This window comes from Streptomyces xylophagus (assembly GCF_000716435.1).
GTDB classification, from domain to species: Bacteria; Actinomycetota; Actinomycetes; order Streptomycetales; family Streptomycetaceae; genus Streptomyces; species Streptomyces xylophagus.
Window position 1 is genome coordinate 207,499 of sequence record NZ_JNWO01000002.1, and the last position, 12,948, is coordinate 220,446.

12 protein-coding genes are annotated in these 12,948 nt (G+C 70.3%); 5 read left to right on the forward strand and 7 right to left on the reverse strand.

Annotation, left to right across the window (positions count from 1 at the left end):
* Positions 1 to 122 precede the first annotated feature (122 nt).
* Positions 123 to 920: an AraC family transcriptional regulator gene (locus OO70_RS04440; protein ID WP_051740637.1), complete on the forward strand. Its 798-nt coding sequence runs from the start codon at positions 123 to 125 to the stop codon at positions 918 to 920.
* A 60-nt stretch (positions 921 to 980) separates the two neighbouring features.
* On the opposite strand, the gene OO70_RS04445 is transcribed toward OO70_RS04440, so the two are convergent.
* The 3 genes from OO70_RS04445 to OO70_RS04455 all read right to left on the reverse strand — a co-directional run bounded on the left by OO70_RS04445 (position 981) and on the right by OO70_RS04455 (position 4,440).
* Positions 981 to 2,252, reverse strand: coding sequence for an alpha-L-fucosidase (locus OO70_RS04445; protein WP_043664289.1), 1,272 nt, complete (start codon positions 2,250 to 2,252; stop codon positions 981 to 983).
* Positions 2,253 to 2,547: 295 nt separating this feature from the next.
* On the reverse strand, positions 2,548 to 3,738 hold the full coding sequence (locus OO70_RS04450; protein WP_234336700.1) for a hypothetical protein: 1,191 nt from the start codon (positions 3,736 to 3,738) through the stop codon (positions 2,548 to 2,550).
* A gap of 270 nt (positions 3,739 to 4,008) precedes the next feature.
* Complete coding sequence (locus OO70_RS04455; protein ID WP_078651241.1) at positions 4,009 to 4,440, reverse strand: hypothetical protein; 432 nt, start codon at positions 4,438 to 4,440, stop codon at positions 4,009 to 4,011.
* 420 nt (positions 4,441 to 4,860) lie between these two features.
* Here OO70_RS04455 and OO70_RS04460 point away from each other — a divergent pair, with 420 nt between their 5' ends.
* Positions 4,861 to 5,184, forward strand: a complete 324-nt coding sequence (locus tag OO70_RS04460) for a hypothetical protein (protein ID WP_043664294.1) — start codon at positions 4,861 to 4,863, stop codon at positions 5,182 to 5,184.
* Here the strand turns inward: OO70_RS04460 and OO70_RS04465 are convergent.
* On the reverse strand, positions 5,123 to 6,088 hold the full coding sequence (locus OO70_RS04465) for a DUF1152 domain-containing protein (protein ID WP_043664297.1): 966 nt from the start codon (positions 6,086 to 6,088) through the stop codon (positions 5,123 to 5,125). The genes OO70_RS04460 and OO70_RS04465 overlap by 62 nt on opposite strands.
* 20 nt (positions 6,089 to 6,108) lie before the next feature.
* On the opposite strand from OO70_RS04465, the gene OO70_RS04470 reads away from it, so the two are divergent.
* Both OO70_RS04470 and OO70_RS04475 read left to right on the forward strand, forming a co-directional pair.
* Complete coding sequence (locus OO70_RS04470; protein WP_078651242.1) at positions 6,109 to 7,065, forward strand: sigma-70 family RNA polymerase sigma factor; 957 nt, start codon at positions 6,109 to 6,111, stop codon at positions 7,063 to 7,065.
* A gap of 57 nt (positions 7,066 to 7,122) precedes the next feature.
* On the forward strand, positions 7,123 to 7,680 hold the full coding sequence (locus OO70_RS04475) for a dihydrofolate reductase family protein (protein ID WP_043664302.1): 558 nt from the start codon (positions 7,123 to 7,125) through the stop codon (positions 7,678 to 7,680).
* A gap of 64 nt (positions 7,681 to 7,744) precedes the next feature.
* On the opposite strand, the gene OO70_RS04480 is transcribed toward OO70_RS04475, so the two are convergent.
* The 3 genes from OO70_RS04480 to OO70_RS04490 all read right to left on the reverse strand — a co-directional run bounded on the left by OO70_RS04480 (position 7,745) and on the right by OO70_RS04490 (position 11,337).
* Positions 7,745 to 8,971 (reverse strand): IS30 family transposase, encoded by a 1,227-nt coding sequence (locus OO70_RS04480; protein WP_043664306.1) that lies wholly within the window; start codon positions 8,969 to 8,971, stop codon positions 7,745 to 7,747.
* 82 nt (positions 8,972 to 9,053) lie between these two features.
* Positions 9,054 to 10,418, reverse strand: coding sequence for an FAD-dependent oxidoreductase (locus tag OO70_RS04485; RefSeq protein WP_043664308.1), 1,365 nt, complete (start codon positions 10,416 to 10,418; stop codon positions 9,054 to 9,056).
* 160 nt (positions 10,419 to 10,578) lie between these two features.
* Positions 10,579 to 11,337 carry an SDR family oxidoreductase gene (locus OO70_RS04490; RefSeq protein WP_043664311.1) on the reverse strand — a complete coding sequence of 253 codons (759 nt, stop codon included), beginning with the start codon at positions 11,335 to 11,337 and terminating at the stop codon, positions 10,579 to 10,581.
* A gap of 211 nt (positions 11,338 to 11,548) precedes the next feature.
* On the opposite strand from OO70_RS04490, the gene glnT reads away from it, so the two are divergent.
* Entirely contained in the window at positions 11,549 to 12,925 is a 1,377-nt protein-coding gene (glnT, locus tag OO70_RS04495; protein ID WP_043664315.1) for a type III glutamate--ammonia ligase, read from the forward strand.
* Positions 12,926 to 12,948 lie beyond the last annotated feature (23 nt).

A 12,948-nucleotide genomic window follows, 5' to 3' on the forward strand; every position in this document is an offset into this window, starting at 1 on the left:
GTGCCCTATCCGGATGCCCGGTTACGGCCCCGGTATGGCCGACGAGGGGAACATCACACCCGAACGCGCGGAAGAGTCTTGACAGTCGATGACCTCTTGTCCGGCACTGGTACGTTTTCACCGTGAGCGACACCATCGGCACGGGAACCCACGTACGGATCGGCCTCGACGCCCCGCCGCGTGTGGCGAGCCTCGGCGTCGGTGTGCACGGCACGGTGAGCCCGCGTGACGTGTTCCGGCTGCCGGACCTCTGGCAGCTGCACCTCTACCGCTACGAGGCGGAGCTGACCGTCGACGGTGTCCCGCACGAGATCAGGCCCGGCCATGTGAGCCTGGTGCCGCCCGGCGCGCTGGTGCGCTTCCACTACCGGGGCCGGTCCGAGCATCTCTTCGCCCACCTGGAACTCCCGTCGGCCGGTGAGCGGTTGACCGTTCCCGTGATGCAGGACGCCGGTACGCAGACTCCGGTGCTGACCGACCTGATGCTGCGGGCCGTCGCGGCGGCACCGCGCAACTCAGCCCGTGCGGCGGCGGAGTTGTGGACCGTGCTGTGGCGCGTGGCAGACCTCGCGACCCCGGCCGCCGGCGGCACCACCGGGCCGCACCCCGCTCTCGCCCTCGCCGTCGCGCACATCGAGTCGCACCTGGCCGCACCGCTGACGGTGCCCGAAGTGGCCCACGCGGCAGGCGTCTCGCACAACCACCTCATCCGCCTGTTCCGCGTCGAGACCGGCAGCACGGTCGTCGCCTACATCCGGCACCGCCGTATGGAACGCGCCCGGCATCTCCTGCGCGAGTCGACGCTGTCCATCCCGGCGATCGCGGCCGCCGTCGGCATCGGCGATCTGCAGGCCTTCAACAAGGCGTGCCGACGCGAACTGGGCGCCTCACCCAGGGCAGTTCGCGCCGGCACCTTGTGAACAGACACCGCGCGGTGTGGCTCGGTCCCGGACTGTGCGACTCAGCCAGCACCGCGTGGATCAATCCCGGCCCGCACCCCGGTACAGGTCCAACTCCCCGTCCAGCTCGACCGCCAGGACCGTCGCCCGCTCGTCCACATCGGCCGCGCCCGGCGCATCGATCCACGTCACGCCCGGCACTTCGCCGAGCCCGCCGATGACGTCGTGACCGAGTTCGGCGCCGGTGCCGACAACCGTGACCCGTTTGACGGGCGTACGCAGGCCGCGCACCGACACCGCCTCGCGCGGCGGATCGAAGCACACCAGGTACAGCGTGCGGCGGTCGGCGGAGAGGGTGCTGGGGCCGTAGTGGTGCCCGGCGGGCAGCCCGGCGACCGTGCCGTACACCGCCTCGGCGTGCCGGGCGATCCACGCGCCGAGCCCCTCAAGTCGCTCCGCTTGCGCGGGCGTTATCGTCCCGTCCTCCTTCGGACCCACGTCGAGCAGGAGATTGCCGCCCATCCCGATCGTCTCCGTGAAGTAACGCACCAGCTGCCGCACCGACTTGTGATGCTCGTCCCGGTGCTGGAAACCCCACGAGTCGTTGACCGTCAGGCACAACTCCCAAGGCCCGTCCGGAGCTTGCAGCGGCACCCCCTGCTCGGGCGTCGCGTAGTCGCCGTAGCTCAGCATGCGGGCGTTGAGGACGGTGTCGGGGTTCCCGGCGAGGATCAGCTCGGCCAACTCCCGCATGCCCCACTGCTCTTCGCTGCGCTCCCACTCGCCGTCGAACCACAGCAGGTCGGGCCGGAAGCGGTCGACCAGCTCGCCGACCTGGCCGTCGCGGTAGGCGAGATAGCGGGCCCAGGCAGCCGGATCCTCCTCGCCGGGACGTGCCGAGGAGTACGGGTTGGTGAGGATCTCCTCGTCGAGTGGCTGCGGGTGCACCGTGCTGGCGTAGTCGGGGTGGTTCCAGTCGGAATGGGAGTAGTAGAGACCGACCTTGAGACCCTCTTCGCGCAGCGCGTCCGTGTACGGGCCGATCAGATCACGGCCGGCCGGGGTGCGGCGGACCACGTCCAGGTCACCGTGGGCCGAGTCCCACAGGGCCACGCCGTCGTGGTGACGGGCGGTCAGCACCGCGTACCTGGCACCCGCCCGCGCGAACAGCCGGGCCCAGGCCCGCGGGTCGTAGCGCGCGGCGGTGAACCCGTCGAGCTGCCGCATGTACTGGTCGTGCGGGACCTGGCCGTCGTAGAAGGACCAGGACTCCGGCACACCGTCGACGGCGTAGATCCCGTAGTGCAGGAAGATGCCCAACTTGGCATCGCGGAACCAGGGTTGCATCGGCATGCCGCCAAGGTAGGTCGGGGCGTGGTGGGGGCGCGTGGGCGATGATCACCACTGGTGGTCCATTTTCACCGGCGTCGCTGCGCTGCGTAGGCGGTTGGCCGCAGGACGGGGGACTCTCGCCGTCTAGGCGGGCATCCAACACCTCGACCCTGTCGCGGAGTTGCCGGGTCTCAGGGCTCGGCGGCGGCCGGACTGGCTCCGGCGCGCGGCACATTGGGCGCGGGCCGCCACAGGGCCGAGCGCCGCTCACCGAGACCGAACGACCGCCCCCGGCGCCTGCATCGGCCCCGGCCGTCTACTGCTCTTCAGTCGAGCGGCCACCGTCGTGCGACGGATCTCCACCGGCCCCGTCGGCCGGCGGCGCCGGGCGCAGTGCCTTCGTCGCCTCCCTCAGTCGACCGAACGTCCGCTGGAACGGGGACCCGGCGGACTGAGAGGGCAACCCGGACACCTCACCGGAGGACTCGCGCAACGCGGCGAGCGCCTCGTTGGCGCGGTCGGCAGACTCCCGGTACAGGTCACGGGACTTGGTCATCGCCTCGAGAGCCTCGGCGTACATCGCCACGAGCCTGCGCTCCCGGGCGAGTTCCTCCTCCAGGGTCATCAGGGCCCACTGCTCCCGCAGCGCGGTGACGGCTGCCTCGCCGCCCTCCGGCAGCGGACGCGCGGACGCGGCGTAGCGGCACAGCACGTCCACGAGTGCGGTGGGTTCGGAACCGTCGAGGAAGACGCTGCGCACGGAGAAGTCGCGCACGTCGTAGCCGGGCGCGGCCGGGTTCGTGGGCAGCACCACGGCACCGCCGCGCGGCACCTGGAAGTCGAACTCGCGCAGCAACGCCCAGTTGACGGACCGCAGTTGGTCCGGTGTGGCCCGGTGCTCCACCACGCAGTGCCGGAGACTCGGCGGCAGCAGCCGGGCCACGGGCAGCCGGCCCTGCGCGTCCGGCGTCATGGCCTCGTGCACGACGACGTGAATGCTCCAGCCGTCCTGCGCGCAACTCCTGAACAGGCGCCGCAGATCCTTCTCGTCCGAAGGCAGCGGATTGACCTCCCGGAAGCGCAGCCCCGGAACCGTCGCATGGTCCCAGCCGGTGTCCGCGTCCTCGGGCCAGAACACGGTCGCGGGGGAGGGCCACCGAGGATCCCAGACCCGCTCGGCCTCCGCGACCAGGACCCACTCCTGCCCCTGGGCCGAGGCCGCAGAAGAGGGGCCTGAACCCGATCCCGGCTCCGGAACGGACGGCAGCGTCAGCCGCGCCCGCACGGTCACCGTCCCCTCGACCCGCCAACGCGCCTCGAAGACCCGGTCAGAAGCGGCCGGGTCGTCGTCCGTGTCCGGTTCCAGATGGTCGTCGATGACCTCGCGGTCCTTGAGTCGCTGCAACTGTCGCCGTACGACATCTGCCGCGTCGGACCCGACGTGGCGGCCGCGAGCCAGCCACACCGTGTGGGGGATCGTGGGCGAAGTTGTGGAGGAGTTCGACATAGGCCAATCTGCGGGCGGGTGCGGTGCTGACCCACCAGTATCACCGTGGGAGATCTTGGCGGGTCAAGCGGGGGTCGTGGAGTCTCGTATGCCCGAGTTTCCTGCGATACCGCGCGAGCTTACGCGCGGGGTGTGATCGGTCCACTCCGGGTGGCCGGGTTTCACTCGTGTCTGTGACATGGCAATGTCCCCAGAATGGTGGGGCGGACGGGACCCGCCCACCATCCGCTCGGGGCGGGTCCCTTCCGTGTGCCACCGGCGCCCCGGTCCTCACCTCCGCCGACGACCGTCCACGGCACCCGGCCGGGACGGGACACCCGGTTCGGCCGGGGGCGCGCTGAACCCGGCCGGCACCGAGCGCGCGCTCGTCGCGGAAGGCACTTCCAGGGGTACGACCGTTTCCTCGCGCGGCGGCCGGGCGCGCGGCACGGGCCGGCCGACGACGCGGGTGTGCGTCATCAGCGAGGCGCAGGCCGCGCAGACCTCGGCGAGGGTCCACACCTGGCCGACGGCGGGATCGTGCCGCAGCACGAGCAGCACCGAGCCCGAGCAGTCGACCCGGGTCCCCTCGTGCGCCGCGCACCGCTGCCGACGGCAGCCGCAGGCCGCGTCGGGCCGTACGGTCGCCGCTCTGACGTGGGCCGCCGCATGGGCTTCGGCGAAACGGCGCAGGGCCGCGATGTCGCGCGACCGGGCGGGCATGCCGCACCCGGAGGAGCAGCTGACCGAGGCGGTACGGTCGCGGTGACCTGTGATGCGAATAGTCCAGGTACGCCCGGGCCGACGGGCTGACGGGGCGTCAGGGTACGCGAGAGCCAAGACCACAGTTCCTTTGAGTGGAGGTGTTCACGCGGAAGAGGCGCTGAGTTAAGAACTACCCGTCGTGGGGCAGTTCACATCATTTGCTGCCCCCAAGTATTCGTTCGACTCCGCGCCGCGGTCGCCAGGCCGTCCCGCCGACGTGCTCGGCCCCGGGACGACCGTGACCAGGGAGTTGTCGCGCAGGACCGTTGACCCCGACGACGGCCGCCTCGACCGTCTCGATGGCGGGCGCCGGGATCTACCTCGCCCGCACGGCCCCCGAGGACGCGTTCAGCGGCCCGGCGTACGACAGTCGACGGGATGCCGGGTTCCTGGGCGCCGCTGCCCGTGCCGGCCGTGACCCGACTCGCCGCTGTGGCAGCGCTGTTGTGGATCGCCCACTTCTGCCTCGCCCCGGTGCTGTCCGTCGCCGCCGCGCCGGTGTTCCAACACGGCCTGGGCCTCGACCGGTTGACGGCCCTGTCCGCCGGTGTCGCCGTCGGCTGCGGAATGCTCGCGTTCGCGGTGACCACCGTCGTGAGCCTGCGCGCCCGCGAACCGCTGCCGGCGCTGGGGCGGCCGGTCAGTGGGGACAGGCGCGAGGCGGCCGTTGCCGGGGCAGCTCGTCGCGGAAGTCCTCGATGAGTGAACTGACCTGACGGATGAGGGCGGTTGACTCCAGCCGGTCCAGATAGAGGTTGCGGCGCGCGAGTCCCGGCGCGTCCACGCAGAAGTACAGAGCCATCAGCGGATTGATGAACAGCTCGCCGCCGCGCGTGCGTTCGGTGAAACGGACGTCTCCGAAGTCCCCGCGCACGGCGGCCGCCACGGAACCGTTGACGATGCTCGGATGATCCGGCGTGCACTCCTGGGCGTGAGCCACCGCATCGAGATACAGCTGCCCCTCGCGGCTCTCACGCGGCAGCGAGAACGCCCCGAGGTAGGCGCCCTCGCGCTCCAGCGCGGCCAGATTCTCGAGAACCAGCGAGTGGTTGACCCCGTGATACGCGTCGACGCCGAAGCCGAGGCAGGCCACCAACCGCACCGGCACCTCATCCAGCCCGTTCACCGCCGCGAGGCTGACCATGTCCTCCTCCGGAGTGCCCAGCCCGTGCTCGTCGCCCCGCATCAGGATGTCGGTCCCGCCGTCCACCAGCACGATCGCGTCGACACCGCCGAGGTGCCCGATCAGCGTGCGGTACGCGTCCCGCAGCGGCCGCACGCCGGTCAGCGGGAACGCGTACACCGTGGACGGCATGTCGTGCAGGTCGAGCCACCGGGCGAGGGACCGCTCGGGGAAGTAGTCGCCCCGGGCCACCGTGTCGGGCCGTACGGCAGCGACGTCCTGGTCCACCCACACGTCCAGGTCGAGGCCGTACAGGTCGGCGAAGGACAGGTTGGCGAGGTGCACCTCCTTGCCGGCCGCGCGCAGGGCAAGGGCCAGTGGCAGCCCGGCGTAGACGTCGAAGCCGCCGCCCGCGCCGGCGACGAGTATCCGGCGCGCGTCGCGCAGACGGGAGAAGAACGGGGGTTCGAGAAGAGAGAACACCGCAGGACGTTAACAGCCCCTTGCGCCATGATGGGCGGGTGGACTTCGAGCCGTACCGGGGCGAGTTGGTGGCGTACTGCTATCGCATGCTGGGCTCGTTCCACGAGGCCGAGGACCTGGTGCAGGAGACGATGCTGCGCGCGTGGAAGGCCCGCGACCGCTACGACCCGAACCGAGCCTCCGTACGGACCTGGCTGTACCGCATCGCCACCAACGTGTGCCTCACCGCGCTCGAAGGACGGGCGCGTCGCCCCCTGCCGTCCGGCCTCGGCACACCGAGCGAGGACCCCGGAACACCGCTCACCCCGGCGACCGACATCCCCTGGCTGCAGCCCTTCCCCGACGCGCGCTACGACATGGAGGCCCGTGCCGACATGCGGCTCGCCCTGGTCGTCGCCCTGCAACGGCTGCCGGCACGGCAACGGGCCGTCCTCGTGCTGCGCGAGGTGCTGCAGTTCAGCGCCGCCGAGGTCGCCGACCAGCTCGACACCACCGTCCCGGCCGTCAACAGCACCCTCCAGCGCGCCCGCGCCGCCCTCACGGACGTCGGCGACGGCGACACGATCACCGAACCGGACGACCCCGAGGAACGCGAGGTGATCGACCGCTACCTCCGGGCGTTCGAGCAGGCCGATGTCCCCGCCCTGGTACGGCTGTTGGCCGACGCCGTGGTCCTGGAGATGCCGCCGGTCCCGTTCTGGTTCCGGGGCACCGAGCACTACGGCGCGTTCATGCGCCGGGTCTTCGAACTCCGGGGTACGGACTGGGCGTTGAGGCCGATCACGGCCAACTCGCAGCCCGCGCTCGCCGCGTACGCGAGGGACCCCGGCGGAGGCCGGTGGCTGCACAGCGTCCAGGTGTTCACGGTCGTCTCCGGCCGTGTCACCCGCAACGTCGTGTTCACCGAGCCACAGGTTCTGGCGTCCTTCGACCTGCCGCGGCGGATTTCTCCGGATCGACCGCTCCCGCCGCGATGAGTTCGGCCGCTGCCGCCGGTACGTACCGGTGAGCATCGACCGAAAGGACAATGGATCATGAGCGTCACCGTCATTCAGTTCACCACCCTGGACGGGGTCGTCTCCGACCCCGACGGGTCCGACGGCACCCCTTACGGAGGCTGGCTCTTCCGCTACGGCCGAGAGGAGATCGAGGGCGACAGGTTCCGGCTGGCCGACATCCTGGCCGACGGGGTGCTGCTGCTCGGCCGCGGCACGTGGCAGGCGTTCGCGCAGCTGTGGCCGGGCCGCGACGACCCGTTCTCCGCCCGCATGAACGCCGCGTCGAAACTGGTCGCCTCCCGCACCCTGACCGATGCCTCGGCGTGGGCGAACTCGACCGTTCTCGACGGCGATCTCGTCGACGCCGTGAAACGCGAGGAGCGGGAGGTGATCGTCATGGGCAGCCTGAGCGTGGTCCACACGCTGATGGCGGAGGATCTGGTCGACGAGTACCGGCTCATCACCTTCCCCACCGTCGTCGGCGCCGGCGAGCGGCTCTTCGCCGCCGATGGTCCGTCCGCGCTCCTGGAGTGCCTGGCGGTGGAGAAGACGGGGTCCACCGTGTTCGCCCGGTACGGGAGGGCCGTGCGCTGACGTGCGAGGGGCCCGGCGGTACGGGGCGGTTTCTAGGGGTCGTTGCAACACACGGTTGTGTTGATCAGGCCGTGAGCAGTTTATGCAGGCGCTCGGCTGGGGTTTCCCAGCCGAGCGTTTTGCGTGGACGGCCGTTGAGTTCGGCGGCGACGGAGGCGAGATGCCCGGGGCTGTGGACGGACAGGTCGGTGCCCTTTGGGAAGTACTGCCGCAGCAGGCCGTTGGTGTTCTCGTTCGAGCCGCGCTGCCAGGGGCTGGCCGGGTCGCAGAAGTAGACCGGGATGCCGGTGGCAACGGTGAACGATCCGTGGGCGGCCATCTCGCTTCCCTGGTCCCAGGTCAGGGACCGTCTGAGGTGAGCGGGCAGAGTCTCGACCGTGGTGACCAGCGCGTCCCGGACGTTCTCGGCGCTGTGGTCGCCGGGCAGATGCAGGAGCATGACGTAGCGAGTGGCGCGCTCGACCAGCGTGCCGATGGCCGACTTCCCGTCCTTGCCGATGATGAGGTCGCCCTCCCAGTGACCGGGGACGGCACGGTCGGAGGCCTCCGCGGGCCGTTCACTGATCATGACCATGGGTGTGGTGAATCGCGGCTGGCGTGAGGCGGCCTGGCGTTGAGGCTTGCGGCGCGCGCGGCCCGAGCGCAGAGCCCGGGCGAGCTCGCGGCGGAGCTCTCCACGGCCCTGCACGTAGAGGGCCTGGTAGACCGTCTCGTGGACCACGTACATCTCCGGCCGGTCGGGGAACTGACTGCGCAGAGCCTGGCAGATCTGCTCCGGGCTCCACCGTATGGTCAGGCGGTCCTGGATGAAGTCCCGCAGCTCGGGATTCCGGGCGATCTTCCCCGGCTTCGGACGAGGCCGGCGTGCCTCGGCGCGGGACTGGGCCGCGTGCGGCCGGTAGTGCCGCTGGCCGCGGGGATCGATCGTGCAGTTGCGGCGGATCTCCCGGCTGACGGTGGAGGGGCTACGGCCCAGCTCGGCAGCGATCGCGCGGGTCGACGCCTTCTCCCGCAGCCGGTCGGCGATGTGGATACGGTCCGCCTCGCACAGATACCGGGACGGCCCGGAAGGCGCCGCCACCGCGCCAAGCGGTGCCAGCGCCTTCCTCTGCGCGCCAGTGGGCTTGCGCCCGTAAAGCCACTTCCTGCCCGTGCGGGTGGCTATGCCGACGATCCGGCACGCCTCCCGATTGCTGTAGCCCTGCTGCATGAGCCGGGAGTATGCCTCCCGCTCCCGACTCAGCTTTCTCGGCCCTTGAGGGGTCCGGTCCCGCCGGATCTCGAAGTCCATCGCCACCCCTGAACTGGGGTGTTGCGACAACCACTAGAATCCAAGCGGCCGCCGGGCCCCTCGAACTTCAACTCGTCGAGGCTTACGCGCCGCTCGCCCGCAGCATGTCCTCACGCTCGACGATCTTCACGCGCTCACGGCCCTGCGGCTCGCCCAGCGCCTTCTCGGCGGCGTCGAGCCGGTACCAGCCGTCCCAGGTGGTGAAGCGGACGTTGCGCTCGGCGAAGAACGCCTCCACGGCCTCCGGGTCGGGCGAAACAGGCGTGTGCAAACGGCCGTTGGCGTGGTCGTCGAGCAGGTTCGCGACCGTCTCGTTGGCGTCGCCCTTGGTGTGGCCGATCAGACCGACCGGGCCGCGCCGGATCCAGCCGGTGACGTACGTCGACTGGAGGTGCTCGCCGGTCTCCTGGATGACCCGGCCGCCCTCGTCCGGGACCGTGCCCGACTCGATGTCCCAGGGAAGCTTGGGGAGCTTGTCGGAGAGGTAGCCGACCGCGCGGTAGATCGCGGTGACGTCCCAGTCCTTGAACTCGCCGGTGCCCTTGACGTTGCCGGTGCCGTCGAGGGCGGTGCGCTCGGTGCGCAGACCGATGACCTTGCCGTCCTCGCCGAGGATCTCGGACGGCGACTCGAAGAAGTGCAGGAAGAGCTTGTGCGGGCGGTCGCCGACATCGCGGATCGCCCAGTTCTCCAGGGTCTTGGCGACCATGTCGGCCTGCTTGTTGCCACGACGCGTGGTGATCGAGCCCTCGTCGTAGTCGATGTCCTCGGGGTCGACGATGACCTCGATGTTCGGGGAGTGGTCCAGCTCGCGCAGCTCCATCGGGGAGAACTTCGCCTGCGCCGGGCCACGGCGGCCGAAGACGTGGACCTCCAGCGCCTTGTTCGCCTTCAGGCCCTCGTGGACGTTCGGCGGGATCTCGGTCGGCAGCAGCTCGTCGCCGGTCTTGGCGAGGATGCGGGCCACGTCGAGCGCCACGTTTCCGACACCGAGAACGGCGACCTTCTCCGCCTCCAGCGGCCAGGTGCGCGGGACGTCCGGGTGGCCGTCGTACCAGGAGACGAAGTCGGCGGCGCCGTAGGAACCGTCGAGCTCGATGCCGGGTATGGACATGTCGCGGTCGGCCGTGGCGCCGGTGGAGAAGACCACCGCGTCGTAGAAGCTGCGCAGGTCGTCCAGGCTGATGTCGGTCGGGTAGTCGACGTTGCCGAAGAGGCGGATCTGCGGCTTGTCCAGGACCTGGTGCAGGGCGTTGATGATGCCCTTGATGCGCGGGTGGTCGGGGGCGACGCCGTACCGGATCAGGCCGAAGGGCGCGGGCATCCGCTCGAAGAGGTCGATGGACACGCCGGGTTCGGCGGCCACCTCGGACTTGAGCAGGGCGTCGGCGGCGTAGATCCCGGCGGGGCCGGCTCCGACGATGGCTACCCGCAGGGGGCGCGGCATGATCAGGTTCCCTTCGAGCGATGACAAGCGACTCGACGGGAAGCCTAAACTAAGGCATGCCTAAGTCGGTATGCGGGTCCGGTCTATGACCTCATAAGGACGACTTATGGGGTGTCCAAGTCTGATACATGGGTCGGATGGGGCGACCGGGTGGGCGTTCTCAGCCGGCCGGACGGATGTGCACCACGTCCTGTACGACCTCGGGCGGCGTGCTGAGCAGCTGGAACATGACCCGGGCGACGGTGGCCGAGGGGAGCGGCTTCATGGCTCCCACCCTGGTCAGGTAGCCGTCCGCCTCCCATATCGGGGCCGCGCGCTGCCGGTCCTCGCCGGGGAAGTTCTCGATGAAGGCGCTGTCCGAGATCGAGCCCAGGATCACCAGCGCGACGCGGATTCCGTCGCCGCGCAGCTCCTTGTGCATGGCTGCGGTGAAGCCGTTCAGACCGTGCTTGCTGGCCGCGTACATGGCCATCAGCGGCATGTGGTCCAGGGTGATCTCGGAGGAGATGTTGAGAATGTCACCACCTCCCGCCGCCCGCAGCAGGGGCACAGCCGAGCGGATCGTGTGGATCGGGCCCAGGAGATTGGTGCCGATGCAGGCGTGGATGTCCTCGTCGGCGGTCTCCTCGATGGCGCGGATGCGGGCGACGCCTGCACTGTTCACCAGGATGTCCACCCTCCCGAACCGCTCTTCGACCTGAGCGAACGCCGCGCGGACACTGTCGCCGCTGCTGGCGTCGGTCGGGATCGTCAGCACCGACCCCGTCATCTCCCGCGCCGCCGCCTCCAGTCGGTCGGCACGCCGGGCGAGCAGCACCACCTGCGCCCCGTTCTCGGCGAGCAGCGACCCGACGGCGCGCCCCACGCCGGTCGAACCTCCGCTGATCACGGCGACCTTGCCCTGCATCGTGCCTGCCATGACGGCCTCCCCGGCGAGACGTGACGAATGGATGAGAGGCTACCTCTCGTTATTTGAGAACGCCATATCCACGACGGGGAGCCGGAGTTGAGCCACCCGACACCGGCAACAGGGTGCTTCCCTGCGGGAAATGAGGCTGTAATCGCGAGGGAGTTTCCTGATGGGAAATGGTGATTCACATCAGGAAACCCCTGGATGCTGGGAGCCTCCCATGGCGATGGACACCGCAGCCGCACCGCCCACGACCACCGGCCCGGCGCCGGCGGCCGACCCCGCACCCGATCTCGCCGCCCAAGTCCGCGCGGACGGCGTCGAGTTCGTCCTGGCCGTCTTCGTCGACCTCGCGGGCAAGCCCTGCGCCAAACTCGTCCCCGTCGAGGCGGTCGAGGAACTCCAGTCCGACGGCGTCGGGTTCGCGGGCTACGCGGCCGGCGCGCTCGGTCAGCAGCCCAGCGACCCGGACGTCATCGCGCTCCCGGACGTCACCTCGTACACCCCGCTGCCGTTCGTGCGCCCCGGACTCGCCCTCGTGCACTGCGATCCGCATGTCGAAGGGAAGCCCTGGCCGTACGCGCCCCGCATCATCCTGCGCGCCGTACTGGCGCGGGCCGCCGAACTCGGACTGTCCCTCGCGGTCGGCGCGGAGATCGAGTACTTCCTCGTCAACCGCGACGAACACGGCACGCTCTCCGTCGCCGACAGTCGCGACACCGCCGCCCAACCCTGTTACGACGCCCGCGGGTTGACCCGGATGTACGACCACCTCACCGCCGTCTCCAAGGCGATGAACTCCCTCGGCTGGGGCAACTACGCCAACGACCACGAGGACGGCAACGGCCAGTTCGAGCAGAACTTCGCCTACGCCGACGCCCTCACCACCGCCGACCGGGTCATCACCATGCGGTACCTGGTGTCGGTACTGGCCGAACAGCGGGGCATGACAGCCACGTTCATGCCGAAGCCGTTCACCGACCGCACCGGCTCCGGGATGCACATGCACCTGTCGCTGTGGCGGGGCGGCGAGCCGGCCTTCCCCGACGCCTCCGACACCCGCGGCCTCGGTTTGTCCCCGCTCGCGTACTCCTTCGTCGGCGGCATCCTCGACCACGCCCGCGCCCTCCAGGCCGTCATCGCGCCCACCGTCAACTCGTACAAGCGCACCGGCGCGGTCTCCACCCGCTCGGGCGCCACCTGGTCGCCCCGCAAGGCCGGTTACGGCGGAAACGACCGCACCCACTTCGTCCGCGTCCCCGACGGCAACCGCGTCGAACTGCGCGGCGGTGACGGTTCCGCCAACCCCTACCTCGCGGCAGCCGCGACCCTGGCCGCCGGACTCGACGGCATCGAGCGCGCCCTCGACCCCGGCGAACCGGGAGACGCGGCGGCCACGGCAGCCCGTCCCGAACTCCCGCCGACCCTGCTGCACGCCGTAGAAGCGCTGGCGGCCGACCCGGTGATCGGCGGGGCCCTCGACGCGGCCGGACCCGGCGTCAGTGAGTACTTCGGCGAGGTCAAGCGTCAGGAGTTCTTCGACTGGCACGGCACGGTCGGCGCCTGGGAGTTGGACCGCTACCTCACCGCCTTCTGATCCCCTTGACGCTTCTCGTGACA

Excerpts from the sequence above, each read along its gene's own strand:
- OO70_RS04490 (WP_043664311.1), bottom strand. The coding sequence starts at position 11,337 with ATGGCAGGCACGATGCAGGGCAAGGTCGCCGTGATCAGCGGAGGTTCG.
- OO70_RS04475 (WP_043664302.1), top strand. The coding sequence starts at position 7,123 with ATGAGCGTCACCGTCATTCAGTTCACCACCCTGGACGGGGTCGTCTCC.
- OO70_RS04450 (WP_234336700.1), bottom strand. The coding sequence starts at position 3,738 with ATGTCGAACTCCTCCACAACTTCGCCCACGATCCCCCACACGGTGTGG.
- OO70_RS04445 (WP_043664289.1), bottom strand. The coding sequence starts at position 2,252 with ATGCCGATGCAACCCTGGTTCCGCGATGCCAAGTTGGGCATCTTCCTG.
- OO70_RS04480 (WP_043664306.1), bottom strand. The coding sequence starts at position 8,971 with ATGGACTTCGAGATCCGGCGGGACCGGACCCCTCAAGGGCCGAGAAAG.
- OO70_RS04455 (WP_078651241.1), bottom strand. The coding sequence starts at position 4,440 with ATGCCCGCCCGGTCGCGCGACATCGCGGCCCTGCGCCGTTTCGCCGAA.
- OO70_RS04485 (WP_043664308.1), bottom strand. The coding sequence starts at position 10,418 with ATGCCGCGCCCCCTGCGGGTAGCCATCGTCGGAGCCGGCCCCGCCGGG.
- glnT (WP_043664315.1), top strand. The coding sequence starts at position 11,549 with ATGGCGATGGACACCGCAGCCGCACCGCCCACGACCACCGGCCCGGCG.
- OO70_RS04460 (WP_043664294.1), top strand. The coding sequence starts at position 4,861 with ATGCCGGGTTCCTGGGCGCCGCTGCCCGTGCCGGCCGTGACCCGACTC.